We start from the raw sequence: 25,347 nt of genomic DNA, 5'->3' as shown, positions 1-25,347 counted from the left end.
GGTAAGACCCGCCGTCAGAGGTTAATGATATTTGGGAGGCTCATCCGAGCTTCCCTTATTTCCGTTGATGACCCGAAACGTTGCGTTTCGCGTCCGTTTCCCTTGTGTTCTCGAATGGCTCGAACTCCCGCGGCCTGAAAAGCCGGATTTTTTCCATGTGCTTGGAGGAAATTTGTAAAGCAGGAATATGACCCCAAAAACGAGTATCGGAATAATAAGCGACAACGCTTTGGAAGCTACCCCAATTAAAGCAAGCCCAAGTATAACGTAGGTGGCAATGGAATATCGTTTTTTCAAACGCAGCCCCTCCTTTGATCCTAAATTAAGCTCTTGCTTGTCGATCGAGCTCTCTCATCCGGTTAAACGATGCGATGGATACCTCGACCTGGGAATCGTCAGGCTGTTTGGTTGTTAGCATTTGCAGCCACAGTCCCGGATATCCAAGATAACGCAGCACCGGTACCTCGCGCAGACTGTTGGTAAACCGCAGCACTTCATAGGATAAACCGATGACGAGCGGCAGCAAAATCAGGCGTTGTACAATCCGTTCAATGAACGAATCGTATTGGAAGAAAGAATATACGACAACCCCGACTAATACAGTGAACACGATAAAGCTGCTTCCGCAACGGTAATGCAGTGTGCTGAATTTTTGCACATTCGCAACAGTCAGCTCAACACCGGCTTCATAAGCGCTGATGACCTTGTGCTCGGCCCCGTGATATTGAAACAAGCGTTTAATCATCGGTGTGAGGGAGATAAAGTAAATATAGCCGACCAGTAAAATGATTTTGATAAGGCCTTCTAATAAATTATGGCCGATCTGGTTGGTGAAAAGCTTGGAGAACAGCAGCTGTTCAATAATCGGAGGAATCAGGGTAAATACGAATTTACCGAATAGAAAGGACAAAATCCCGACGACGGCAACGCCCAAAATCATCGAAATTTTACCGGTGACCGATTCCTTCTGCTCTGCTTTCGTTTGCTCATCTTCTTCGCCTTCGGCAAAGGTTTCGGCAGAGAAATTCAAATGCTGGGCTCCCTTGGCACTCGCCTCAACGATACCGACGATACCGCGGATCAACGGGATTTTCTTGAGGGCCTGCACCCAGCCGATTTCTGTCTTGGGTACCTCCAGGAAGTGAATCGAATTATCTTTTCGGCGAACAGCCGTTACATGAACGCTTTGCCCTCCAAACATGACGCCTTCGATCACGGCTTGCCCGCCGTAAATAGCACATGGCTGCTCCTTTTGCGACAATGAAAACACCTTCTCTTGTTAAGAATATATGTGCGGTTCTCCATTATTGTATCGGATTCAATGAGAGAAAGCTACCGTTTAGGGTACAAATATTTGCATATACTAACGGTATCCGGCATCGGCTATCACGGGTTGAAAGGGAGGTTCACATGGAAGAACAAAAGGAAACGATTCATTCTACAAATCGTTGGCGTTTTGCCGTGTATATCGGTCTGTGGGCGGGAATCATCTGGGGAGCCGTCAAAATCATGGAGCATTTTTTCAAATTTACGAGCCTGCCGCCGGGCTTTCTGGTCGAGCCTTTTTTTAAAAGGTCGTTTCTTCTGTCATGGCAGGGATATATCGTCGGCTGGGGCATGTTTATATTGTTTTCGATCTTCGCCTCGCTTCTCTATACACTGCTTTTGGCCAAAGCATCCGGGCCTTGGGCAGGAGTAGGCTACGGAGCAGGCTGGTGGGCGGTCATTTTTTTATTGGTCGGCCCTGTAACCGGGATGATGAACTGGATTGCATTTATGGACTGGAATACGATTGTTACGGAAATTTGCCTTTTTCTTGTATGGGGTTTGTTTATCGGTTATAGTATTGCATTGGAGTTTACGGATGAACGCATCCGCGAGCCGTTCGGCAAAAATGTGCACAGGCCGGAGCCGGAGTCTTAGGAAAACAGGCTGACAAGCAAAAAGTAGTTCTCAAACGAAAGAAAGTTATGGTAAAATAGCTGGGTGTGTGGATTCCACACCATTTTGTTTGTGACGGAGGGTCCTGTTTTGAAACGAATTTTGGTGTTAAACGGTCCGAATTTGAATATGCTGGGGGTTCGTGAGCCTGGAGTATACGGTACATTAACGCTGCAAGCGATTGAGGAGAGACTGCATAAGCTAGCTGCTGAGCTTGGCGTGGAGCTGGAATGCTACCAATCGAACCATGAAGGCGGCTTAATAGACAAGATTCACGAAGCTTTCGGTACGAAGGACGGGATCGTTATCAATCCGGGAGCTTTTACTCATTACAGCTATGCGCTCCGCGATGCGATCAGCACCGTTCAAATCCCAACCTTGGAAGTACATATTTCCAACATTCATAAAAGAGAACCGTTTCGGCATGTTTCCGTTATTGCTCCCGTGGCACTGGGCCAAATCGCCGGTTTAGGCGCGGACAGCTATGAGCTCGGTCTGCGTGCCATGGTTAACCACCTCAATTCGCTGGAGGGATGATCCTATGCATCAAGCGCGTATCGAAAAGCTAAGGCTGGCTTTGCAGGAGCAGGGGTTGAAGGCACTGCTCATTACGAACGCTACGAATCGCCTTTATATGACGGGGTTTACCGGTTCTTCCGGCTATGTGCTCGTGACCGAATCCAAGGCTTATTTGCTTACGGATTTCCGTTACATGACACAAGCTCCGCAGCAGGCCACTGCTTATGAAGTCGTAGAACATGCGCCGAGAGCGATGGATACCGTGAAGCAGCTGTTGGAGCAGCAGGGAATCCGGAAAGTCGGTTTCGAGCAAAATGATCTGACTTACGGCACCTATCTCAGTACAGCACAAGCATTAAGCGGCATCGAGCTTGCGGCAACCGATGGGGTTGTCGAGCGGCTCCGGATCATAAAAGATGCAAGTGAGCTTGCAGTGATGCAGGAAGCCGCAGATTTGGCGGACCGTACGTTTACACATATTTTAGGCTTTCTGAAGCCTGGTGTGAAGGAATTGGATATTGCGCTGGAAATTGAAATGTTCGTTCGCAAGAACGGTGCAGCTTCCACTTCATTTGAGACGATTGTTGCTTCAGGGGAACGCTCGGCCCTGCCTCATGGCAAAGCCAGCGACCGTTTGCTGCAGCCGAATGAATTTGTCAAAATGGACTATGGCGCTTATTATAAAAACTACTGCTCGGATATTACCCGCACCGTTGTGCTGGGAAAACCGACCGATAAGCACAAGGAAATTTACAACATTGTGCTGGAGGCGCAGCTGGAAGCCTTGGATAAAATAAAGCCGGGCATGACAGGCAAGGAAGCGGACGCATTGTGCCGTGATGTCATTACCCGTTATGGCTACGGCGATTATTTTGGCCATGGGACCGGGCACGGGCTGGGGATGGAAATCCATGAAGAGCCGCGGCTATCCAGACAAGGGAATACGGTTTTAACGCCCGGAATGACGGTGACGGTAGAACCCGGTATTTATTTGCCGGGCTTCGGCGGAGTTCGTATCGAAGATGATATCGTCATTACAGAATCCGGAATTAAAATAGTCACACAATCAAGCAAAGACTTCATAGTCCTTGATTAACATTACTGCTCGGCAGAGGATGGGGCTTCTTAGAGAGGTTTCCCATCCGTCTGCTCACATTTTTAGGGAGGTTTTTTGTAGTGGTTTCAGTTAACGATTTTAAAACAGGCTTGACAATTGAAGTAGACGGCGATTTGTTCACCGTTATCGATTTCCAACACGTAAAACCAGGTAAAGGTGCGGCATTCGTTCGCTCCAAGTTGAAAAACCTGCGTAACGGCAATACCGTTGAACGTACGTTCCGTGCAGGTGAGAACGTGGGCCGTGCTCACATCGAGAACCGTGAAATGCAGTATTTGTATGCAAGCGGCTCCGACTATACGTTCATGGATACAGAAACTTATGATCAATTCAGCCTTCCTGCAAAGCAATTGGAATGGGAATTGAACTTCCTTAAAGAAAACATGATGATCCATATCATGAGCTACCAAGGTGAAATTCTTGGGATCAACCTGCCGAACAGCGTTGAGTTGACTGTAATCGAAACCGAGCCGGGCGTGAAAGGAAACACAGCCCAAGGCGCATTGAAAAATGCGAAGCTTGAAACCGGCTTGAACGTCATGGTGCCTTTGTTCATCAACGAAGGGGACGTGCTTCTTATCGATTCCCGCGACGGTAAATATATTTCCCGTGCGTAGTCGTTTTACAAGTTTAAGATCCTTAACGTTTCGATCTCCAATAATCGAAGCGTTAAGGATCTTTTTTCGTCTTCGGGATCATGATAAGATATAGCTATTGGAATGGCAGGAAAAGAAAGGTTGCTATAATTTATGAGAACGACTCTAAAAACGGCTCGGCGGCAGCCAAGCAAGCCTTTTAAAGGGTTAGCCTGGGTTGTTTTTATCGGCTACTCCTTATTTATGATTTATTTGCTGTTTATCGGATTTTCCCGATCAAGCCGGTCCGATCATCGGATGTACAATGTGGTCCCGCTCAAAACGATAAAAGGATATATCGAAAATTATCAATATTACAACTTCGATATGTGGTTTATCAATTTATTCGGAAATGTTGCAGCCTTCGTTCCATTTGGTTTTTTGATCCCTCTTTTATTTCCGAAGGTTGCCCGGTGGGGGCAGGTGCTCAGGCTGTTCTTTGGTCTTTTGTTTATCGTAGAAGCTTTGCAGGTGGCATTCAAGGTGGGGAGCTTTGATGTCGATGATATTATTCTGAATGTGCTGGGCGGGCTGATAGGGTTCGCTATTTACAAGGCTAGAGCTCGCCTTCAGCTTAAACCTTAAGCCATCCTCTATGATTCCATGCTGAAAACCGCGGTTAATGACTCTTAAGTCTGCCGCGGTTTTTTTATTGTTCCCCTATAAAATTTATGTCATGGAAGACAGGCTGAGACAGCATAAAATGATAAAACAACATGAGGTGAGGTGACCGGCATGGAGTTAATTTTTGTATCCCATGGTCAGGCGGAGCATACGATGAACATTCCGGCAAGCTACGAGATCGAGGCTCCGGGTTTGACGCAGCTAGGGGTCCGGCAAGCGGAGAGGTTAAGGGCATCCCTGCCTTTGACAGAGCAGGATGCGGTGATTGCAAGTCCTACACGGCGAACGCTGCAAACGGCGAGGATCTGGTGCGAGGGTACGGATGCGCTTCGCTTCGCCCACCCAACGGTCGGACCTCGGCAGTTTCCGCCCCGGTACGATTTCTTCACCTATCGGTGTGATCATATCATGGAGCCGAGGCAGATCAAGGAAAGCTTCAGCGAGTTTCTTCCTGCACCGGATGTTCCTGAGTATATATGGCTCCAGGGAATCCATACCGCTCCCGCCCTATTGTTCGATAAGTGGTCCGCCGGGTTTCTGGCATGGTGTGGAAGGCTTGAGAGGAGAAAAGTGTATATCGTCTCCCATGAAGGAACGATATCTTCATATATACAGCGGCTTACGGGAACACCCTGGCGTCGCAAACAATTCATCGACGATCTGGACTGGATTCCTTTGTCGGTATAATCGACATTTTTCTACTTCTACGTGACGCGCTCTTATGCTATAATTACTAATTGTTATGTAATAGAGGTATGTTTAAAAAGTCCGATTTGATAACGAAGCTGATCTGGACGTATTTCGGCATCGAATCTTGAACAAACCCGGGAACTCCGGTACTCACGTAGGTTTCTCCTACGCGCCGTTCCTCCTTCTTCGGATTTCGTTCAACCTTCTCGGTTCTGAAATCGTACTTTTTAAACACGCACTAAAAGTTTCGGTAGGGAGTGAACAGCTTTGTCTCTTATAGTAATGAAATTCGGCGGCAGTTCCGTTGGTGATGCGGAGCGCATGAAACGTGTAGCCAATCGTGTTGTAGAGAGACAGCGGGAAGGCCACCAATGCGTGGTTGTCGTTTCCGCCATGGGGGATACAACGGACGATTTGATAGACCTGACGAAGCAAATAAGTTCTGCGACGCCTCCGGCGCGTGAAATGGATATGCTGTTGACTACAGGCGAGCAAGTTTCTGTAGCTCTGTTGTCTATGGCGATTCACAGCTTAGGTCAACCGGCAGTCTCGTTTACCGGATGGCAGGCGGGAATGTACACGGAAGCCGTGCATGGTAAGGCAAGAATTACGGACATTCAACCAGAGCGCGTTCTGAAAGCGCTGAAGGAAGGCAACGTCGTCATCGTTGCCGGTTTCCAAGGGATGACTACCGAAGGCGAGATTACAACCTTGGGCCGCGGGGGTTCCGATACGACGGCGGTTGCTTTGGCTGCTGCGATCGAAGCGGACGTCTGCGAAATTTTCACCGATGTGGACGGTATTTATTCGACCGACCCGCGTGTGGTCAAATGTGCGCGCAAGCTTCCTGAAATTACGTATGACGAAATGCTTGAGCTCGCGAATTTGGGCGCTGCCGTGCTGCACCCTAGAGCCGTAGAATATGCGAAGAACTACAATGTGCCGCTGGTCGTTAGATCCAGCTTTAACCATAATGAAGGTACTCAAGTGAAGGAGGAAGCAGCGATGGAGCAAGGAATCGTTGTTCGTGGAATTGCAAGCGATAAAAATGTAGCGAGAATCAGTATTCTCGGAGTTGAGGAAAAGCCGGGGCAGCTTGCGAAGGTGTTCACCGCTTTGGCCAATGCCCAAATCGACGTGGATATTATCGTTCAAAGCGGTGTCATGAATGGAGCGGCAGATTTCTCGTTCACGGTTGCTTTGACGGACAAGGATAAAGCTCTGGATGTAATCCAAAACATCCGTTCCGAAGTAGGCTTCCGTGAAGTTTCTTCACAGGAAAATCTGGTGAAGGTTTCGATCGTAGGCGCAGGCATGGTAAGTACACCGGGCGTTGCCGCAAAAATGTTCGAGGTGATTTCCGATCTGGGCCTCAGCATCAATATGGTCAGCACGTCCGAAATCAAAACCTCGTGCGTGATTGACAACAGCCGTTTGAATGAAGTGATCCAAGCGCTTCATACGGCATATGGCTTGGACACCGATCAGCAAGCATTTGTCGGCGGACCGAAGGACCGTCGCTAAGCAGGAAGCTATAGCCGTTACTTCAGCTTATCAAATACAAAGGTAAATACCTTTAACAAAAAAGCGGTAATTCCTGCGGCCATCAATGGACCGACAGGAATTCCTTTTAGAAATATAATACCGAAGATCGACCCTATGACTAGGCCCACAATTAATTGTGGGTCTATTTTTAATAATTCAAGCCCTTTGCCGTTCATATACGTGGCGATGGCGCCCCCGAGAAGGGCCAGAATACCGGGCCATGTCGTGACCATGCTCGCAATATCTTTATAAGTTATGCGCTCGCTGGCAAACGGCACCAACACCCCCATCGTTAGAAACAACAGCCCCAGCTCCAGCCCGCGCCGCTCAATGGTCGGTAAGTACCGGTCCAGGCTGATCAGCTTAATTACCAATAGTACACAGGCAGCCGTTGTGATAATGTGCGAGCGTCCGATCAGCCCGATAATAATGAGAACTACGAGAAGTATATCACCGTACATGGTTTGGTTACCCCTTGTCTCATGGATTCTCTTTATGTGTATGAGGGGGGCCGTGATTTAGAACAGCCGGATGGAACGGGTCCAGCTTTCATTTAGCCGGGCAGGACCAGCTTTCCGTCCCGAATGACAGGGACCAGGGAGAACAGATTCAACTGTGAACAGTAAAGGACGTCATCCTGGAAACCGAGCTTGCATAAGCGTTTACCGTTGCTGCACTGCATGAGTGCTTGCGTAATATTCGGTTGGATATGGCAAAAGGCGTGCCGCATGCTCAATCCGAAATCGTTGATTGTGAAATCAGTTGCAGATAAGGGCAGCAATTGTACCAGCTCATCGACCAACTGGCCTGCACAGACGCCGTCCTCAAGGGAGTATACGTCCTGCGTACCGGAGCACAGGATGACAATGTCTTTGCGCAGGGCAATGGCTGCGGTGGCGCAAGCTTTGCCGTTGAGCAGTGTACCTGCGAGGATGGTTCCGGCTTTATGTGCTTTTTGAATGGCACGAGTTCCGTTCGTTGTCGTAAAAATAAGTGATCTGCCGGCAATGTGGTCTCCCATATACTCAAAGGGGGAATTGCCTAGATCGAAGCCGGGTATTTTTTTACAAGCGCGTTCCCCGCCCATTAAGTAATGGGACTGCTGCAGCTGTTTAGCCTGGAGTACAGTCTCGACCGGGAAGATTTCCTTGCAGCCGTGGGCCAAGGCCGTCAGCATCGTGCTGGTGGCTCGCAGCACATCTATGACAATCACGGTTTTGTTCGTAAGGTCATCCGCTCGCGCTTCATTGACGCTGGGGATTACCATAATCTCCACTTTATGAAAACCTCCTATTGACTTTCCTCTGAAAAGTCAGCTCATCAGCATGAGCTGGTTTTTGCGAAGCAATTAAATTTCCCAATGATCCCATCCGGCCGTTTTGCCTAAATGCAGCGTATCGGAGCGAAGCCCTCTGCGCAGCGCTTCTAATGAAATCACATCGGATGGGGAGATATTCCCCAGATGAATGTCCGTACCAAGCATATTGAGCAGGTGTACCTGCTGGTCCTTGTGCGGTGCCTCCCAAAGCAGAAGATTGCTGCTCGGCACTCTCGTCAGCACCCTCTCGATATCTTTATCTTTGCATCCGCCCTGCTCGTCATAAATCCCGACGCCTTTCCCCGATTCCCGTCCCTCGATAGTGATCAGACTCGCTCCGAGTTCCGCGTCAATCACGACGGTCTCTATCAACTCTTCGATTTCGATCGACGAGCCCCAGCATTTTTTACCATATTCGGTTATGACCGTGAATCCATCCCTGACGCCACGCCGAATGAGCTCGCTCCGCTGGCTTCTGGGCACATCGATGGTCCCGTCTGAAATCTCCAAGCCATTAAATCCGAGGCAGCTGATCATATCAAAATAAGCATCCAGAGCATCCTGCTGTATTGCCACTTCAAGGAAAGTACCACCAGGGTATACGAGGATCTGATGCGATTTGATCATATCGATTTTTTGTTTGAGCAGCTCGGTGCTGTACAAGGGTGAGGTGCCGAACCCGATTTTCAACATGTCGATATGTGCGCCTGCCGTTTGCAATAAATCCTCTAATGCATGGATTCCCAAGCCTTTATCAATCACCATCGTCTGGCCAAGTGTCCTCGGTTTCAAACTGCGTTTGCCCGTTGGATCGCTGAGCAGGGGGTGCCACTTCAGGTGTGACTTTACCTCCATGTTTTATCGCCTCGCTGTTAACAATTTTGAATGATTTCTGTGTCATCATATGCATTCGATTTTGGGGTTGTGCCCACCATGCCTAAAATGAGACGAGCTTGCATAGATTGATAGAGAAGTGAAGATACCGAAATTTCATTCATAGGAGGAGAGCAATGTTAAACAAAATTGTGCTGAGTATGGCGTCGCTCCGATTATTATCCGGAAGCATTGAAATTATCGCGGCCTTGCTGATGCTCCGGCTGAATCAAATCGACAAAGCCCTGATGGTCAATACGGGACTGGCTATGGTAGGTCCCTTTGTGCTGTTAACTACTACGACGCTTGGATTGGTAGGGGTGGCGGAGAAGCTTTCTTATGGAAAAATGCTGTGGGTACTTGTTGGGGTAAGCTGCATTTTTATCGGCATTTTAAAAAAGTAATTGTCATATTAAAGTCGTCCAAGCATAGAAATGAGTATAAAAGATGGACAGCTTGGGGGGATCATGACATGCATTCGCTGCTCCGGCTTTTTTCTGTCCCTTTGCGGCAAAGCCTATCAACTCTATCAAATGAAGTAATTCAGGAAATACAAGAGATACGGGTCAGGGAAGGCAGGCCGCTGGAGATCGGGTGGAAGGATCGATACAGCTTTGTATCACTAGCCTTGGGACTTTGCGACAATCCCGCTCAGGCATACAGGCCTACCAGGGAAGACTGCGCTGTGCTTCTCGAAAATTTGACTCAGCATTCTCTTTACACGTTCGAAGAGGAGCTTCGCAGAGGGTACATTACCGTTCAGGGAGGCCATCGTGTCGGGCTTGCGGGCAGAGCCGTTCTGGAGCTGGGCAAAGTCAAGCTTTTGAAAGAGATCGGAAGCTTCAATATCCGGATTGCGAGAGAAAAGCAAGGTGCAGGTGCCAAAGTGCTTCCCTTTTTAATGGATGAAATGGGGGGTGGTGTCCATCACACGCTGATCATTTCTCCCCCGCAGCAGGGAAAAACGACGTTAATCCGTGACTTGGCTCGACTTCTCAGCACGGGACCGTCGGATGCTGGAGCGAGGGGGCTGCAACGGGGTTACAAGGTGGGCATTGTGGATGAACGCTCCGAGGTGGCCGCTTGCGTCAGAGGCATCCCGCGATTTGAACTGGGACCGAGAACGGATGTGCTGGACGCATGCCCCAAGGCTGAAGGGATGATGATGATGATACGTTCGATGTCGCCGGAGGTACTGATCGTCGATGAAATTGGGCGGCCGGAGGATGCGCAGGCGATTCGCGAAGCGCTGCATGCAGGCATCAAGGTGATAGCCACGGCACATGGAGGCTCGTTGGATGACATTGGAAAAAGACCGGTTCTCCAGTCCCTAATAGCGGAGCAAGTATTTTCCCGATTGGTTATTCTCCACAGCAGATTTGGAGTCGGATCGCTCGAAGGAATTTATGACTCCCGAGGCGCAAAGCTGAGTCGGCATGAGGAGCAGCCCTCGGCTAGTCCGAAGCTGACACACAGAACGCAGGTACCCCGTCCCGCTGGCTTAAGCGTTGCCGCTGCCGAGCGAATGGAAAGACCGGGACAAGGGGGCGCTGATCCATGCTAAAGCTGCTTGGAGCGATGCTGATCCTTATCGCCTTCACCTTATTCGGCTTTTATCAGGCACAGCAGTTTGCCCGTCGGCCGAAGCAAATAGCAGATCTGATTCGATCCTTTCAGAGGCTCGAAACTGAAATTACCTATGGCTTCACTCCTTTGCAACAAGCACTTATTAAGGTGGCCAATGCCTGCCCGGCACCGTTGAATTATCTGTTCCGCCGCGTGGCCGAGGAGCTGGGGGAAAGCGAGGGGCGTTCGGTCCAGCACATTTGGCAGGAAGTAATTCAGCAGCAATGGCATCGGACATCTTTGAAAAAAGGCGAGCAGGACATTGTAAGTCAGCTCGGCTTCACCCTCGGTTTATCGGATAGCACCGACCAAGTGAAGCACCTCCGCTTGGCTATCCAGCAGCTTCAGGGTGAAATGGATGGTGCGCTTGAAGAACGCAAGCGGTACGAGAGTATGTGGCGTAGCTTGGGGCTGTTGATGGGGGCTCTCCTGGTCATCCTCATGTACTAGTAAGGCATCGGCTAAGGGACTTGTTTAATGAAGGAAAGTTAAAGGCTAGAGGTGAGGTGCAACGAATGAACGTAGATGTGAACGCGATATTTCAGATTGCCGGCATCGGGATCATTATCGCGATGATACATACCGTCCTGAAGCAGATGGGAAAAGAGGATATGGCGCATTGGGTGACGGTCATCGGTTTTGTCGTCGTGTTGTTTATGGTCGTTAACCTCTTAGACAGCTTGTTCAAGGAAATCAAAACCATCTTTTTATTCCAGTAGATGTAGGTGAAGCGTCTTGGAGATCGTACAAATCGTAGGTCTTGGCTTAATCGCCACGATACTGGTGCTCATCGTCAAAGAGCAAAAACCGATGTTTGCGTTCCTGCTTACCGCTTTTACAGGGATCACCATCTTTTTGTTTCTGATCGGTAAAATTACATCCGTCATTCATGTGCTAGAGGACTTGGCGCTGAAAGCGAACATCAACCTGATATTTCTCAAAACCATTCTTAAAATCATCGGCATTGCCTATATCGCAGAATTTGGCGCACAAATTGTGAGAGACGCAGGGCAAGAATCCATTGCCTCCAAAATTGAGCTGTCCGGCAAAATTTTGATTATGGTGATGGCCATTCCCATCGTGTCCGTGATCATTGAAACCGTCGTGAAGCTGCTTCCAGCGTAATTCGCACCACCATAGTCTCAAGTACCAGGAGTTGACGCATATGACGCAGAACGGTTTCCCTGTACTATCCATACCGGCTCGATGGCATGCACTCCGTTTCATCGTCGTCCTGATGCTTTTCGCGGGCTGGACGGGGGCGGCAATCGGCGATGCAGCTGAAGCCTCAACACCGGTAGAGCAGTTGATCAAGGAGCAAGCCGAAAGGCTGCAGATGGATCCGGTGGAGCAGTATTGGAGCCAGCTGATGCACAAATACGGCGGTTATTTTCCGGATAACAAAACGCCGACTTTGATGGAGCTCTTAACAGGAACAAAGCAAATCGATATGTCTTCGATCTTTTCAGCTATCTTCCGTTACTTTTTTCATGAGCTGATGTACAACGGCAAGCTGCTCGCCTCCATCGTCGTTTTGACCATGTTCAGTATGCTGCTGGAGACGCTGCAAAGCTCTTTTGAGAAAAATACAGTCAGTAAAATTGCTTACGCCATTACCTTCATGGTGCTCATGATTATGGCGATCAACAGCTTTAGCGTTGCTATCGGATATGCGAAGACGGCGATTTCCGACATGATTCATTTTATGGTAGCCGTCATTCCGCTGCTGTTGACGCTGCTCGCCAGTATGGGGAATGTGGTGTCGGTCTCTGTTATGCACCCATTGATCGTATTTATGATCCATGCCGTAGGAACCGCCATTTACCTGATCGTGTTCCCGCTGCTTTTCTTCTCGGCCGTCCTGCATATTGTGAGCTCGTTGTCGGACAAATACAAGGTGACACAGCTTGCCAATCTGCTTCGGACAATCAGTGTCGGCTGCCTCGGCGTTTTCGTAACCGTGTTTCTCGGCGTCATTTCCGTTCGAGGAGCGAGCAGTGCGGTGGCGGATGGCGTGACGATCCGAACGGCCAAATATATTGCGGGCAATTTCGTGCCGGTCGTCGGGCGTATGTTCTCCGATGCTTCCGAAACGGTAATCGGGGCCTCGCTGTTAGTCAAAAATGCGGTCGGCCTTGTAGGGGTTGTAATCATCTTAATGCTGTGTGCTTTTCCCGCTTTGAAAATAATGGCGCTTGCCTTCATATACAATATTTCCGCGGCGATTATGCAGCCGTTAGGAGATAATCCGATGATTGCTTGCCTGGAAACGATAGGAAAAAGCCTGATATACGTTTTTGCCGCCCTGGCGGTCGTCGGATTGATGTTTTTCTTGGCCATCACCATCTTAATTACTGCCGGCAATCTCTCCGTCATGATGCGTTGAACCGGCAGCGAGGGGGACGATCACCTTGGATTGGCTTAGCGGCTGGCTTAAATCGATTGTTCTCATTATTTTACTTGCCACGTTTGTGGATATCCTGCTGCCCAGTCAAACGATGCAGAGGTATGTAAAAACCGTTATAGGCCTATTCATTTTATTAATCCTGCTGCAGCCGTTATTTTCCATATTTCAAAAGGAAGGAACCATAAATGAGCAGCTGGCAAAAGCGATGCGTCAAAGCAGCTCGAGCGGGCTGAATCTATTCGCATCGGATGCCAAACAAGCGAATTCAGCGACCATGCAGCCGCTGAGCACAATCCAACAGCAGGCGGAGCAGCTGAAGAATCGACAGGAAGAGCAATCCCTGAAGCTGATGCAGCAGCAAATGAGTACACTCATGAAAAAAACGATAGAGCAGCAGGCTGGGGTAAAAGTCCAGCAAATACAGGTTGAAACGGCAAAAGATGACCAGGGCCAGATGGTGATAAGCCATGTTTTTGTAAAGGCGGCTCCGCAGCATCCAGCCAAATCGTCTCCTTCCTCAGAGGGCAAGCAGAGCGCTGTGACAGTGAAACCGATCCAGCCTGTTGATATCCGCGTCGCGCCGCAATCGAAAGCGGCTGAAACGGATAAGGCGGCCGGGGCTCCAGCGTCAGCCGGCTTTGAGAAGGAGCAGACGCAAATTCGTATGCTATTACTGCAAGAATGGCAGGTTCCGCTGGATCGGGTAACGGTGGATATGATATCCGGCCAAATAAAATCGTAGCTTTGGATTGACAAGTGAAGGAGGTGAGCACATGGGAAATATGATGAAATGGCTGGAAAAATGGTTAGGCGGGGGCCCGAACGGCACGAAGCGGGTGACGACGTTTCGGTGGCTGCTGCTGATGGGTTTGGTTGGAGCGGCGTTTATGATCCTCAACTCTTTCATTACAGTGAAGGACGTTGATCCCATCAGCGAAGGGCGTGCTTCTCCGGACCCATCAGCCAAAGCTGTATTTAAGAATAGCCCGAATAAAGAGCAAAGCTCCTTTAAAGATTATGAGGATGCTTATGAATCGCAGCTCAAAGAGATTTTATCGAAAATCGTCGCAGTCGGAGATGTGGAAGTTCTGGTCACGATTGAATCGACGGAGGAAATTGCGGTGGAGCACAACTCGAAGGAAACGCAGCAGGTGACCAACGAAAAGGATGAAAAAGGGGCTACACGGCACATTACGAATGTGACGCGGGATGGAGAGGTTGTGCTGTACGAGGTTTCGGGCGGTAAGCAGCCGCTTGTGCTGAAAACCATTAAACCGAAAATCAGGGGAGTTGTCGTCGTTGCGACAGGGGCCGAGAATTTAACGGTCAAAAAAATGATTACGGAGGCTGTAGAGCGTGGGCTGGATGTTCCGGCGCACCGGATCTCGGTACTTCCGCGAAAGCAATAATTCATAAGTATATGAAATTTTATAAAACCTTAGGGAGGAATACAAATGAACGCGAAAAGACAAACAATTTGGCTGGTTTCCATGCTGAGCCTGATGGTAGTCCTGTCAGCTTACTATCTCTTTACGGAAGACGTAAACAACCTGCAAATCTCTTCCACAGGAGAAGTTAAAAATGCATCGGATGCAAAGACGGGCACATCCGTGAAGGAAATCGTTGTTAACACAAACGACCTGAACGGCAAGCAAACGCCTGTAGACACGAAAACCGACGCCAAAACTGGTGCTGCGACAGCGCCGGATGCGAAGCAGCAGCCTGCAGCCAACACCAAGCCTGAGCAAAAATCAAGCAGCACGAAAACAGATGAAGGCTCGAAAGCGAAGGCCGATGAGGCGACCAATGCCAAGCCTGACACCAAAAGCGATGCCAAGTCCGATCCCAAAGCCGCACAGCCTACAGCCGCAGCAGGTGCCGTCTCCGCCGCCGATGCCAAGGTGCTCCAGCAAGTACAGACGCAAGCAAAGCAAGGACAAAGCTACTTCGACAGCTTGAGCTTGAAGCGCAATGAGGACTTGTCTAAGCTTTCTGAAAAATGGCTGACCATTCTCGCTGATCCGAAGCAAACGCCTGAGGCTGCTGCCAACGCTGAAGCTGAGCTTAGAAAAATTCAGGATACGGAAGCGAAGGTCAGCAACCTGGAGGATGCTCTGACCAAAGACTTTGCCAATGCCATTATTACGCAGGACGCCAATAAATGGAAGGTTACCGTTCAAAGCAGCAATCTGCAAAAAAGCCAAGCCGTAACCATCGTTGAGAAAGTGATGCAGGAAATGAAAGTTGGGCCGGAAAGCATTGTTGTCACTTATGTTCCTTAAGCTCGTTGGCTGAATATCGTTTGAAAGCGAAGAGCCCGGTCCGCACCGGGCTCTTGTTTCATTTATCATCCTACCGCATCTGTCGGGCGATAGGGGTGACATTTGGGCGATTATCCCCATACAATGAAGAAGGAAGTCAAATATGAAGGAAGAGGTACTCCCATGCCTTCAATTGTCGGAAATATTAAAATTAACAGCGTAAGTCAGGGCTCGAACATTCAGATCGGCGATACCGCTTGCATTAACTTATCAAGTTCCTCGAAAAACTACGGTGGAGCCGCTTCGTTCTCTCCAGGGGATGCCTTCGGTGCCGTTTCGAACAACCAGGCCAGCAGCACCAACACATTGGACCCGGATGTTGTAGATGGTGCCAGTACAGCCGTTGTGTGATGTCGAAGTACCATAATACCCCTTAGTCAGATGGGGCTTCCAACATAGTAGTCAAAAAGGGCCTTTTTGTTAAGGGCCCCTATCTTTTTACAACCTCAAAATTGCTTTCAATTAACAACCAGTTTTGAGGAAAACGAAGCCCAAGTTTCCAGTAGCTGATGCCACGGAGACCTAGTTCTTTCACTAGATTAAACTTTGCCTGAATGGAACGCGCATCTTCAAACCACACAATGTGTTGTTTTCCACGATTATCTTGATACTGAAAATGTGGTGCCTGTGCAATATAATCATACTTTATATCTTGGTTTTCTCTTCTGGCCAAATCAATAGCCGACTGGGGGCTTATCGCCCTGGCAAATGGTCCCCCTTGAACAAAAGGGAGTGTCCAATCATACCCGTATAAATTTTGGCCCATCATAATTTTGGAGGCAGGCATTTCAGTTATGGCATATTCCAGTACTTTTCTGACCGGACCAATGGGAGACACCGGCATAGGCGGCCCTCCGCTATACCCCCACTCGTATGTCATAATGATAACAAAATCAGCAATTTGTCCATGTGCTTTATAATCATGGGCAGTATACCATGCCCCTGATTGAGCTGCGCTTGTTTTCGGGGCCAAGGCTGTGGACATTAAATATCCTTCCCGATGAATAACATTTGAGGCTTTCCGTAAGAATGCATTGTAGGCTTCCTTATCTTTTGGATGTAAATGCTCAATATCAAAATGGATATCCCGAAAATCGAATTGCTTTGCCGTACGCAGTATATTTTCGAGTAAAGCATTTTGGTGTTGTTCGTTATTTAATATAATGCTGCCAAGTTCTGCGCTAAATTGATTTTTTTCCAGATTGGTTACGACCATCATTAAGGTGACGTGATGTTGACCTGCAACGGTATAGAGATCATCCATTGGGGGCGCTTGCAAAGACCCGTCCCGCTGGATCCGGAAGCTAAATGGAGCTAAGTAAGTTACATGAGGGGCTGCATCGCTAGCCGATTGTATAAGGTGGGGTGAAAACTCATTTCCCGTAGGCTCGATATAAGCATTGATTTCCGCAGTACGGCGTGGTTTTTGGGGAACATAAAGCCTCAATCCGACCGGTAAAGTGTAGTTTAGATTCAAATGATTAACTTCAGCAAGGGTTTGCACATCGGTCCCGACTTTATGTGCAACACTATAAATCGTATCACCTGGATGCACCCAGTAATAACTTCCGGTAATAGGTATGACCAATGCCTGTCCTACGACCAATGTCTTATTTACAGGGACCTCATTCGTTGCTGCAATGGTCTCAAGGGGAACTCCATAAACGCGTGAGAGCTGATAAAGCGACTCACCAGATTGCACAACATGGATTTGCATGGCTTCACCTCCGTTTACTTTTTCAACAATCTAAGTTATTCATTGGTCAGTTATGATATTCTTTCTTTGATAACTGGGTGCTTGTCTGGTCGTATGCTGCTCTGTGGGAATGCACTAAGTTCGTGACGAAACAAAGGAATCATTTTTATTGAAAAAGCGTTAACAATGCACCTTAGCAAAGAATGAAGAAACTCTTTTATTAAAATAATATTGTGTTATAATAACAACGTCGTTGTTTCACCATCGTTGAAGGAGTGAATCTAGTGTTTAAACTAAGCGAGATTAAAGAATTGATCAAATTGATCGACGAAAGTTCTTTACAAGAATTAGAAATTGAAAACGAAGGCTCCCGCCTTTTTATTCGTAAACCTAATAAAACGGAGTCCGTTATTGTATCTTCAGTGTCTGCTCAACCCTCATATGCGCAAGCAGCCGTACAGCAAGCAGCTCCTGTCGTACAAGCTGCTGCACCTTCTGTTCCTGCAGCAGATAAACTTCCGGCTGTGGACAGCAACCTACATACCATCGCTTCCCCAATGGTGGGTACGTTCTACGAAGCTCCGTCGCCTGGTGCTGCGGCATTCGTTGCCAAAGGCAGCAAGGTAAAGGAAAAATCGGTAGTATGCATTATCGAGGCGATGAAACTGATGAACGAAATCGAAGCCGAAATCAAAGGTGAGATCGTTGAAGTGCTGGTAGAAAACGGCCAGCTTGTTGAGTACGGACAACCTTTGTTCCTTGTAAGACCGGAATAATTCACGAGCAAAGCTCAGAAGATGCTTACGAAGCCAGTTTTGCATTCGCAAAACTCAAGCATTACGCTTACGAAGAAAGCTTTTCCTACGGAAAAGCTCTCAGGAGGAGAACCCATTGAAGTTTCAAAAAGTATTAATCGCCAACCGTGGTGAAATCGCTGTCCGCATCATTCGCGCCTGCCGCGAGCTGGGCATTTCCACGGTGGCCGTATATTCCGAAGCAGACCGCAACGCACTGCATGTTAGATTGGCGGACGAGGCCTACTGCATCGGACCAACCCTATCCAAAGACAGTTACTTGAACCTGACCAATATCATGAGCGTCGCCACCCTGACGGATACCGACGCGATTCATCCGGGCTACGGATTTTTGGCGGAGAATGCTGACTTTGCAGAGATTTGCGAAAGCTGCAACATTACATTTATCGGACCGTCCCCGGACGCTATTAGCCGGATGGGTGACAAGTCGGTCGCCAAGCAAACCATGAAGGATGCGGGCGTTCCTGTTATCCCTGGCTCCGACGGTCTGGTTGAGGATATGGACGAAGCAATTCGTCTCGGACGTGAAATCGGATATCCTGTCATCATCAAAGCGACAGCAGGTGGCGGAGGTAAAGGGATCCGTATTGCGGATGACGAAGAAATGCTCATTCAACAGATTACTACCGCCCAGCAGGAAGCGCAAAAAGCATTCGGCAATGCGGGCGTTTATTTGGAAAAATATTTAACGGGCATGAAGCACGTTGAAATTCAAATATTAGCCGATAAGCACGGCAACGTGGTCCATCTCGGCGAACGGGATTGCTCGGTACAGCGCAGACGCCAGAAGCTGGTCGAGGAGGCGCCTTGTCCGATTCTGACCCCGGATATCCGTAAACGGATGGGGGATGCTGCGGTTCGTGCAGCCAAAGCTGTGAATTATTCCGGCGCAGGCACCCTGGAGTTTTTGCTTGGAGCCGACGGACAGTTTTATTTCATGGAGATGAACACTCGAATTCAGGTTGAGCACCCGGTAACCGAATTGATTACAGGTGTTGACATTATCAAAGAAATGATTCACGTAGCCGAGGGAGAACCTCTCTCTTTTACCCAGGATGAAGTGGAGATTGACGGTTGGGCAATTGAGTGCCGGATTAATGCCGAGGACTCGACACGTAACTTCATGCCGTCCGCGGGACAAATTCAATTTTATTTGCCGCCGGGAGGCTTTGGCGTTCGGGTGGACAGCGCGGCTTACCCCGGATATACCATCTCCCCGCACTATGACTCCATGATCGCGAAGCTGATCGTATGGGGCAAGACGAGGGAGGAAGCGGTCCAACGGATGAAACGGGCGCTATCGGAATTTACGATTGAAGGCATTCATTCGACCATTCCATTTCATCTGAAGCTCCTGGAGCACAAGAAATTTTTAGCAGGCGATTTTGACATCAAATTCCTGGAAGAGCATGACGTGGATGACCCTAATTCGTAATCCGTAATTTGTCATATTTTTTGGGAAATGGTATAGTAGAAGATAAGACAAGTTTTGTGGAAATGCGCATATGCATAGAGGTAAGCAGGTAACAATGCTTGATCACTCACAAAACTTCCAAGGAGGATCCGTTTATGACGATCGTAGCAGCCGATTATGAAAAAACCGATATGGGGACGATTCAAATTGCCCCGGAGGTTATTGAAATCATTGCAGGGATGGCTACAATTGAAGTGCCTGGCGTTGCCGGGATGAGCGGGGGATTTGCCGGCGGTATCGCGGAGCTGTTAGGTCGCAAGAACTTATCCAAAGGCGTGAAGGTGGATGTAGGTCAGAAAGAGGCCGCTATTGACGTATCCGTCGTCATTGAGTTTGGAACCCGAATTCCAGAGGTAGCTTCCGGTGTACAGCAAAATGTAAAGCATGCGATTGAGTCCATGACTGGATTAAGTGTAGTTCAGGTTAATGTGCATATCCATGATGTCATTTTCAAGGGATCGGACAAGGTGGAAGAAATCGAAGTCACGCCTAATCGAGTCAAGTAGACACGTTAATAGAACTTGGCAAACCCCCTTCGTTTGTAAGGGGGTTTCCTCTCATTTGGAAGGAGTCCGGATCGTGGTTAGAGTCATCGATAAATTGCTTCTATTTGTTTTCAGTTTAGCGGTCCTGGTGGCATGCGGTGTTCTGTTATTTTGCGCATTCGGTTGGATTTCTTACGAAACCCTCGGAACCTTTGCCCATAACGTTTATTATGATCTCAAAACTGCATTAATTTTTATCGCATTGACTGTCGTTGTCGCATTGATCAGCATCCGGTTCTTATACGTTTCGTTCCGCCGCGGAAAGGCCAACGTGCCTTCGATTGACCAGCGCACTGATTATGGGGACATCCGTATATCCATGGAAACGGTTGAAAATTTGTCCTTGAAGGCGGCGCGCCGCACCCGTGGGGTCAAAGATTTGAAAGCACGTGTAAAGGTGAGTCAGGCCGGTCTGGAAATCATTATCCGTGCCATTGTGGACGGAGAAAGCTCGATCCCTCAATTAACGGAAGAGATGCAGTCCGGTGTCAAAAGCCATATCGAAGAAATTACTGGAATTCCCGTTGCCATTGTGACTGTATTTGTGGCTAACATTCAGCAATCATCCCCCACTTTCAAAAGTAGAGTGGAATAAAGGTGGGCTCCGCGATGTGGAAACAACTGTGGGAGTGGCTGTGGGAGCATCATAGGGGGAAGACGGCAGGCGTTGCTGCAGGGATCCCGCTTGGCCTGATCTATTTGTTTTTCGGCTTCTGGCGTATGTTAATCTTTGTTTTAATCGTATATACTGGTTATTATATAGGGAGAAGAATAGACCGGGGGGAACCGGCTTTACCTATTCTCGAAACTTGGCGTTTGCTCTTGGACAAATGGAGATTGTTTAGATGAAAATCCCTGGTTGTTTCCAAGGATTTTTTTGTTTACCACATAAGAATTATAAGTTTCCGATGCATCGGATAACAAAATTCTTATTGAAGAATAGACCTTCTGCTTCACGCGGTCGCACATCTTCGAAAGACCAGGTAGAGGTTTATCTCACATGCTGGAGAAAAGTTTCCAACGCATGCTAATTGAAGGAGGAACATTCGTAAATGAGACGTAGATTGGCAAGGGAGCTAGCTCTCCAAAGCCTGTACCAGATGGAAATGAATGAAGTCAGTATGGGGGAAGCGATTGCTCACGTTGTAGAAGAAGCGCAAAATGACGATGAGGCACAGCTGACCAAGAGCCAGGACAAAATTGCTCCACAAGAAATTATTGAGCTTGTTCAGGGAACAGTTGAGCACAAGCAGCAGATTGACGGTCTTCTTACAGACTATTTAAAAGGTTATAAAATGGACAGGCTGTCCCGTGTGGACCGTGAAATTTTAAGGCTTGCTACATTTGAGATGGTGTTCAGTGATGACGTGCCTCCGAAGGTTGTCGTTAATGAGGCTATTGAATTGGCCAAGCATTTTGGTACCGACGAATCCGGCAAATTTGTCAATGGCGTCCTTGGCAAAATGATCAGGGAGCTGGAAACGATTAAATCCAAAGGTTAATGCATGAACAAAAGGAAGGGGAACCCGAATGCCAGCACAAGTGATTAACGGAAAAGAAATTGTTAGCGCCTACCGCGCACAAATCAAAGAAGAAGCAGCTCAATTGACACAGCAGGGCGTTCAGCCCGGGCTCGCCGTCATTATCGTAGGTGATGATCCGGCATCCCATGTGTACGTGCGCAATAAAGCCAAAGCTTGTGAAGAAGCGGGAATGTACTCGGAGGTACACCAATTAGAGGCGGCAACATCGGAAGCGGACGTGCTTGCCCTGATTGAAAGCTTGAATCAGAATCCTAAAATTCATGGCATTCTGGTCCAATCTCCGCTGCCCAAGCATATTTCCGAGGAAAAAATTGTTGAAGCCATCGCCGTACACAAGGATGCAGACTGCTTCCACCCGGTGAATGTCGGCAACCTGATGATCGGCAAGGAAGGCCCTGCTCCATGTACACCGGCCGGGGTTATTGCCATTTTGAAAAAAATCGGCTATGACATTGCCGGCAAGCACGCCGTCGTTATCGGGCGGAGCAATATCGTAGGCAAACCGATGGCTATCCTGCTGCTTAGAGAGAATGCTACGGTGACTGTAGTGCATTCCAAGACGCCAAATATGGCGGAGATTACGCGTCAGGCGGATATTTTGGTCGCAGCTGTAGGTAAAGCCAAAATGATCAAGAAGGAGCATGTGAAGCCGGGAGCGGTTGTGATTGACGTAGGGATCAATCGTTTGGATACCGGGAAATTGGCCGGCGACGTTGATTTTGACGATGTGCTGGATACGGCGAGCTACATTACTCCGGTTCCGGGATGTGTCGGGCCAATGACCATTACCGTATTGCTCAGAAATACGCTGGAAGCCGCAAAAAGAGCCCTTCAATCCCAAGTCAACGTGTAGGCTGACAATGAGCGATAAGCGGGTTCTTTCGATAAAGGATATCAACCGGTACATAAAGATGCGCTTGGAAAGCGACGACCGTTTGCAGGATGTGTGGGTGCGGGGAGAAATTTCCAATTTCACCCATCATTCCAGCGGTCATATGTATTTTACACTGAAGGATGCGGACAGCAGGCTGAAAAGCATCATGTTCGCTTCTTACAATCAACGGCTGCCGTTTATTCCGCGGGAAGGCGCGAAGGTGCTGGCCTGCGGAAATATTTCCGTTTACGAACGGGACGGGCAGTATCAATTTTATGTGACACAAATGCAGCCTGACGGTATTGGGAGTTTATATTTGGCTTTTGAGCAGCTGAAGAAAAAGCTGGAGGGCGAGGGCATGTTTGCCGTGGCTACCAAAAGACCGATCCCCCGTTACCCGAAGGCTATCGGTGTCATCACTTCGCCAACCGGCGCCGCGGTGCGGGATATCATTATCACCTTGCAGCGGAGACATCCGAATGTTCCGGTTCTCCTGTATCCCGTACTGGTGCAGGGGACGCAAGCCGCGCCATCTATCGTAAAAGCGATTGAGGCGATGAACAATTTGAACGAAGTGGATGTTCTGATTGTAGGCCGGGGCGGCGGCTCGCTGGAGGAATTGTGGGCTTTTAACGAGGAGGATGTGGCTAGGGCTATCCACGCATCGATCATCCCGGTTATTTCTGCTGTTGGGCATGAGACGGATTTTACGATTGCCGATTTTGTGGCGGATTTGCGGGCGGCTACCCCTACAGCGGCGGCGGAGCTTGCTGTGCCGCATCATATGGAGCTGAAGCAGCAGCTCAGCTTCCTGCGGCAGCAGCTGTACAGCGGCTTGTCCAATCAGGCGGCGATGAGCCGTGAAAGGCTGCGCCGCGCGCAGCGGTCACCTGTGCTTTTAAACCCGAAGCGCCAGCTTGTCATGCAGTCCGTAGAACGTCTGGACCGCACGAAGGAGCAGCTTGCCTATAAAATGCGCGCACGCCTGACGAAGCTGCATGAGCGGAAAATGAAACTGGATAAGCATTTATCCGTATTTAATCCGACGGAGCAAGCGATTTACGCCCGCAAGCGGCTGAGCTCCGTGGAACGACAGTTATCGCAAGCAATGCAGCAAACCAGGAAGCAAAAGAGCCAGCAGCTTCTTTCCATGATGAGACAGCTGGATGCGCTTAGTCCCCTGAAGGTTATGCAGAGGGGATACAGCTTAGTATATGATGAGAAGGAACAACAGTTGATTAAATCCATTGGCCAGGTGCAGATTGGGGATGTGCTGAAGCTCAGGCTGATGGATGGACGCGTGGATTGTCATGTGTGGTCAATGGAGGAGAAACGAGATGACAAAACAGGAAACGACGCCTAGCTTTGAGCAGGCAATGGATAAGCTGGAACAGATCGTAGCTCTGCTGGAAAGCGGAGATGTTCCTTTGGAGCAGGCGATTGAGCTTTTTCAAGAAGGCATGAAGCTGTCCCAGCTGTGCGGTCAAAAGCTCGAGCAGGTCGAACGGAAAATCGAGATTTTAATGGAGCAGGAAGGCGGGCTGGTGAAGAAGCCTTTCAATCCGTCAACCGATGAGAAAGGTGAAGGCAGATGAGCGTGGCAAGTAACTTGAAGCCTTATTTAGAGCAAAAAGCGGCACTGATTGAAGCGGAGCTTCTCGAATCCCTTCCCGGCATATGGAACATTCCGGACGAGTTGCGGGAATCGATGATGTATTCCCTGATGGCTGGCGGCAAGCGGCTTCGCCCGATCCTGGTGCTTGCAACTGTAGAAGCATTGAAGGGAAGTACGGAATCTGCGCTTCCGGTTGCCTGCGCGGTTGAGATGATTCACACCTACTCTCTGATTCATGATGATCTTCCAGCTATGGATAACGACGATTATCGCAGAGGGAAGCTGACGAACCATAAGGTGTACGGAGAAGCAATGGCCATTCTCGCGGGGGATGCGCTGCTGACCCATGCCTTTTACTCGATTGTTCAGTCGTATCGCGCTTACGATGTACCTGCTGAGCAGATTGTAGAAATTATCGAGGACCTTTCGAAGCTGTCCGGGGCACCCGGCATGGTGGGCGGACAGGCAGCGGATATGTTGGGTGAACAGGGAATCACAGGTCTTGAACAGCTCGAATATATTCATTTACATAAAACAAGCGACCTGATCGTGTTTTCCTTAAAAGCAGGCGGACATCTGGCGGGAGCGACACCGAAACAGCTCCAGGCATTGGAAAAGTTCGGCCAGCATATCGGTCTGGCCTTCCAGATTCAAGATGATATTCTGGATTTGGTCGGCGATGAGCAAAAGCTCGGGAAGCCGGTAAAAAGCGATGAGAAACAGCAAAAGGTTACCTACCCGTATTTCGTCGGTATCGAAGCGTCACAAGAGAAGGTGGCAGAACTGACGGAGCAGGGGAAACAAGCGATTATGAATGCAGGCTTCCCTTATCCGGACCGTCTGCTGGAGCTTGCCGACTATTTAACACAAAGAGACCATTGACAAGTTGTACATCTTTTGGTTCATGTTCCATTTGAGCACATCTTGACCTCTATGCTATAATGAGTTCAAGTATTTTGCGGGTGGTGCAGTATTCTAGTCAGTCCACCATTTTTGAAGGCGGGCCTAAAAATTCGCCAAAGGGCACATCGATGAAGTTCCTGGTGTTGGCTTCTAACGCCCAGTTGGGGGCTGATGCTGGGAGTTAAGGTTGGAGGGCGATCCGCAATGGCATGCGGGCGTTGACCCTCCTTCCGCGGAGGCCCAAGTGCGTGGTCTGATCCGCCCT

Annotated in this window: 33 protein-coding genes; 27 read left to right on the top strand and 6 right to left on the bottom strand. The window is 48.9% G+C overall.

Annotation, left to right across the window (positions count from 1 at the left end; genetic code table 11):
• Nucleotides 1-21: 21 nt before the first annotated feature.
• Both CF651_RS03650 and CF651_RS03645 read right to left on the bottom strand, forming a co-directional pair.
• Nucleotides 22-297, bottom strand: coding sequence for a hypothetical protein (locus CF651_RS03650; protein WP_094013442.1), 276 nt, complete (start codon nt 295-297; stop codon nt 22-24).
• Between the two features lie 25 nt (nt 298-322).
• Nucleotides 323-1,261: a DUF1385 domain-containing protein gene (locus CF651_RS03645; protein WP_094013441.1), complete on the bottom strand. Its 939-nt coding sequence runs from the start codon at nt 1,259-1,261 to the stop codon at nt 323-325.
• 149 nt (nt 1,262-1,410) lie between these two features.
• Here CF651_RS03645 and CF651_RS03640 point away from each other — a divergent pair, with 149 nt between their 5' ends.
• From CF651_RS03640 to CF651_RS03610, 7 genes are all read left to right on the top strand, one after another.
• A complete protein-coding gene (locus CF651_RS03640; RefSeq protein WP_094013440.1) occupies nt 1,411-1,923 on the top strand; it encodes a YqhR family membrane protein in 513 nt (170 codons plus the stop codon).
• A 108-nt stretch (nt 1,924-2,031) separates the two neighbouring features.
• Nucleotides 2,032-2,478 carry a type II 3-dehydroquinate dehydratase gene (gene aroQ / locus CF651_RS03635; protein ID WP_094013439.1) on the top strand — a complete coding sequence of 149 codons (447 nt, stop codon included), beginning with the start codon at nt 2,032-2,034 and terminating at the stop codon, nt 2,476-2,478.
• Between the two features lie 4 nt (nt 2,479-2,482).
• Complete coding sequence (locus tag CF651_RS03630; protein WP_094013438.1) at nt 2,483-3,556, top strand: M24 family metallopeptidase; 1,074 nt, start codon at nt 2,483-2,485, stop codon at nt 3,554-3,556.
• Between the two features lie 80 nt (nt 3,557-3,636).
• Nucleotides 3,637-4,194 (top strand): elongation factor P, encoded by a 558-nt coding sequence (gene efp, locus CF651_RS03625; RefSeq protein ID WP_094013437.1) that lies wholly within the window; start codon nt 3,637-3,639, stop codon nt 4,192-4,194.
• A gap of 132 nt (nt 4,195-4,326) precedes the next feature.
• A complete protein-coding gene (locus CF651_RS03620; RefSeq protein ID WP_094013436.1) occupies nt 4,327-4,797 on the top strand; it encodes a VanZ family protein in 471 nt (156 codons plus the stop codon).
• 150 nt (nt 4,798-4,947) lie between these two features.
• Complete coding sequence (locus CF651_RS03615) at nt 4,948-5,523, top strand: histidine phosphatase family protein (protein WP_094013435.1); 576 nt, start codon at nt 4,948-4,950, stop codon at nt 5,521-5,523.
• Between the two features lie 270 nt (nt 5,524-5,793).
• Entirely contained in the window at nt 5,794-7,050 is a 1,257-nt protein-coding gene (locus tag CF651_RS03610; RefSeq protein WP_094013434.1) for an aspartate kinase, read from the top strand.
• A 17-nt stretch (nt 7,051-7,067) separates the two neighbouring features.
• Here the strand turns inward: CF651_RS03610 and CF651_RS03605 are convergent, their stop codons facing one another.
• From CF651_RS03605 to comA, 3 genes are all read right to left on the bottom strand, one after another.
• A complete protein-coding gene (locus CF651_RS03605; RefSeq protein ID WP_094013433.1) occupies nt 7,068-7,532 on the bottom strand; it encodes a DUF441 domain-containing protein in 465 nt (154 codons plus the stop codon).
• A 92-nt stretch (nt 7,533-7,624) separates the two neighbouring features.
• Nucleotides 7,625-8,338: a 2-phosphosulfolactate phosphatase gene (locus tag CF651_RS03600; protein WP_342746539.1), complete on the bottom strand. Its 714-nt coding sequence runs from the start codon at nt 8,336-8,338 to the stop codon at nt 7,625-7,627.
• Nucleotides 8,339-8,419: 81 nt separating this feature from the next.
• The gene (gene comA, locus CF651_RS03595; RefSeq protein ID WP_094013431.1) at nt 8,420-9,244 is read right to left on the bottom strand and encodes a phosphosulfolactate synthase; all 825 of its coding nucleotides are present in this window, start codon (nt 9,242-9,244) and stop codon (nt 8,420-8,422) included.
• 155 nt (nt 9,245-9,399) lie between these two features.
• Here comA and CF651_RS03590 point away from each other — a divergent pair, with 155 nt between their 5' ends.
• The 10 genes from CF651_RS03590 to CF651_RS03545 all read left to right on the top strand — a co-directional run bounded on the left by CF651_RS03590 (nt 9,400) and on the right by CF651_RS03545 (nt 15,967).
• Nucleotides 9,400-9,666 (top strand): YqhV family protein, encoded by a 267-nt coding sequence (locus CF651_RS03590; RefSeq protein ID WP_094013430.1) that lies wholly within the window; start codon nt 9,400-9,402, stop codon nt 9,664-9,666.
• 68 nt (nt 9,667-9,734) lie between these two features.
• Nucleotides 9,735-10,826 (top strand): stage III sporulation protein AA, encoded by a 1,092-nt coding sequence (gene spoIIIAA / locus CF651_RS03585; RefSeq protein ID WP_094013429.1) that lies wholly within the window; start codon nt 9,735-9,737, stop codon nt 10,824-10,826.
• Nucleotides 10,820-11,338, top strand: a complete 519-nt coding sequence (spoIIIAB, locus tag CF651_RS03580; protein ID WP_094013428.1) for a stage III sporulation protein SpoIIIAB — start codon at nt 10,820-10,822, stop codon at nt 11,336-11,338. The genes spoIIIAA and spoIIIAB overlap by 7 nt, the downstream gene beginning before the upstream one ends.
• A 65-nt stretch (nt 11,339-11,403) precedes the next feature.
• Nucleotides 11,404-11,607 (top strand): stage III sporulation protein AC, encoded by a 204-nt coding sequence (gene spoIIIAC, locus CF651_RS03575; RefSeq protein ID WP_094013427.1) that lies wholly within the window; start codon nt 11,404-11,406, stop codon nt 11,605-11,607.
• Nucleotides 11,608-11,623: 16 nt separating this feature from the next.
• Nucleotides 11,624-12,013, top strand: coding sequence for a stage III sporulation protein AD (gene spoIIIAD, locus CF651_RS03570; RefSeq protein WP_094013426.1), 390 nt, complete (start codon nt 11,624-11,626; stop codon nt 12,011-12,013).
• A 40-nt stretch (nt 12,014-12,053) separates the two neighbouring features.
• Nucleotides 12,054-13,274 (top strand): stage III sporulation protein AE, encoded by a 1,221-nt coding sequence (gene spoIIIAE, locus CF651_RS03565; RefSeq protein WP_094013425.1) that lies wholly within the window; start codon nt 12,054-12,056, stop codon nt 13,272-13,274.
• 25 nt (nt 13,275-13,299) lie between these two features.
• Complete coding sequence (gene spoIIIAF / locus CF651_RS03560) at nt 13,300-14,037, top strand: stage III sporulation protein AF (protein WP_179232661.1); 738 nt, start codon at nt 13,300-13,302, stop codon at nt 14,035-14,037.
• Between the two features lie 31 nt (nt 14,038-14,068).
• Nucleotides 14,069-14,704 carry a stage III sporulation protein AG gene (gene spoIIIAG, locus CF651_RS03555; protein ID WP_094013423.1) on the top strand — a complete coding sequence of 212 codons (636 nt, stop codon included), beginning with the start codon at nt 14,069-14,071 and terminating at the stop codon, nt 14,702-14,704.
• Nucleotides 14,705-14,749: 45 nt separating this feature from the next.
• A complete protein-coding gene (locus CF651_RS03550) occupies nt 14,750-15,577 on the top strand; it encodes a SpoIIIAH-like family protein (RefSeq protein ID WP_094013422.1) in 828 nt (275 codons plus the stop codon).
• Nucleotides 15,578-15,739: 162 nt separating this feature from the next.
• A complete protein-coding gene (locus CF651_RS03545) occupies nt 15,740-15,967 on the top strand; it encodes a spore germination protein (protein ID WP_094013421.1) in 228 nt (75 codons plus the stop codon).
• 79 nt (nt 15,968-16,046) lie between these two features.
• On the opposite strand, the gene CF651_RS03540 is transcribed toward CF651_RS03545, so the two are convergent.
• Nucleotides 16,047-17,333 (bottom strand): glycoside hydrolase family 18 protein, encoded by a 1,287-nt coding sequence (locus CF651_RS03540; RefSeq protein WP_094013420.1) that lies wholly within the window; start codon nt 17,331-17,333, stop codon nt 16,047-16,049.
• A gap of 263 nt (nt 17,334-17,596) precedes the next feature.
• Here CF651_RS03540 and accB point away from each other — a divergent pair, with 263 nt between their 5' ends.
• The 10 genes from accB to CF651_RS03490 all read left to right on the top strand — a co-directional run bounded on the left by accB (nt 17,597) and on the right by CF651_RS03490 (nt 25,061).
• The gene (gene accB / locus CF651_RS03535) at nt 17,597-18,088 is read left to right on the top strand and encodes an acetyl-CoA carboxylase biotin carboxyl carrier protein (protein ID WP_094013419.1); all 492 of its coding nucleotides are present in this window, start codon (nt 17,597-17,599) and stop codon (nt 18,086-18,088) included.
• 115 nt (nt 18,089-18,203) lie between these two features.
• Nucleotides 18,204-19,562: an acetyl-CoA carboxylase biotin carboxylase subunit gene (gene accC, locus CF651_RS03530; protein WP_094013418.1), complete on the top strand. Its 1,359-nt coding sequence runs from the start codon at nt 18,204-18,206 to the stop codon at nt 19,560-19,562.
• A gap of 134 nt (nt 19,563-19,696) precedes the next feature.
• Complete coding sequence (locus CF651_RS03525; protein ID WP_094013417.1) at nt 19,697-20,107, top strand: Asp23/Gls24 family envelope stress response protein; 411 nt, start codon at nt 19,697-19,699, stop codon at nt 20,105-20,107.
• Between the two features lie 73 nt (nt 20,108-20,180).
• Complete coding sequence (gene amaP, locus CF651_RS03520; protein ID WP_094013538.1) at nt 20,181-20,741, top strand: alkaline shock response membrane anchor protein AmaP; 561 nt, start codon at nt 20,181-20,183, stop codon at nt 20,739-20,741.
• Between the two features lie 14 nt (nt 20,742-20,755).
• Nucleotides 20,756-20,995, top strand: a complete 240-nt coding sequence (locus CF651_RS03515; protein ID WP_094013416.1) for a DUF2273 domain-containing protein — start codon at nt 20,756-20,758, stop codon at nt 20,993-20,995.
• A 203-nt stretch (nt 20,996-21,198) separates the two neighbouring features.
• The gene (gene nusB / locus CF651_RS03510; RefSeq protein ID WP_094013415.1) at nt 21,199-21,648 is read left to right on the top strand and encodes a transcription antitermination factor NusB; all 450 of its coding nucleotides are present in this window, start codon (nt 21,199-21,201) and stop codon (nt 21,646-21,648) included.
• Nucleotides 21,649-21,676: 28 nt separating this feature from the next.
• The gene (gene folD / locus CF651_RS03505) at nt 21,677-22,543 is read left to right on the top strand and encodes a bifunctional methylenetetrahydrofolate dehydrogenase/methenyltetrahydrofolate cyclohydrolase FolD (RefSeq protein WP_094013414.1); all 867 of its coding nucleotides are present in this window, start codon (nt 21,677-21,679) and stop codon (nt 22,541-22,543) included.
• Between the two features lie 7 nt (nt 22,544-22,550).
• Entirely contained in the window at nt 22,551-23,927 is a 1,377-nt protein-coding gene (gene xseA / locus CF651_RS03500; RefSeq protein WP_094013413.1) for an exodeoxyribonuclease VII large subunit, read from the top strand.
• The gene (gene xseB, locus CF651_RS03495) at nt 23,902-24,159 is read left to right on the top strand and encodes an exodeoxyribonuclease VII small subunit (RefSeq protein ID WP_094013412.1); all 258 of its coding nucleotides are present in this window, start codon (nt 23,902-23,904) and stop codon (nt 24,157-24,159) included. Before xseA ends, xseB begins: the two co-directional genes overlap by 26 nt.
• The gene (locus CF651_RS03490; RefSeq protein ID WP_094013411.1) at nt 24,156-25,061 is read left to right on the top strand and encodes a polyprenyl synthetase family protein; all 906 of its coding nucleotides are present in this window, start codon (nt 24,156-24,158) and stop codon (nt 25,059-25,061) included. Before xseB ends, CF651_RS03490 begins: the two co-directional genes overlap by 4 nt.
• The last annotated feature ends 286 nt before the right edge of the window (nt 25,062-25,347 follow it).

It is taken from the genome of Paenibacillus rigui (assembly GCF_002234615.1).
Taxonomy (GTDB): Bacteria; Bacillota; Bacilli; order Paenibacillales; family NBRC-103111; genus Paenibacillus_S; species Paenibacillus_S rigui.
The sequence above is the reverse complement of the archived record's forward strand: the minus strand, read 5'-3'. Positions and strand labels throughout refer to the sequence as shown.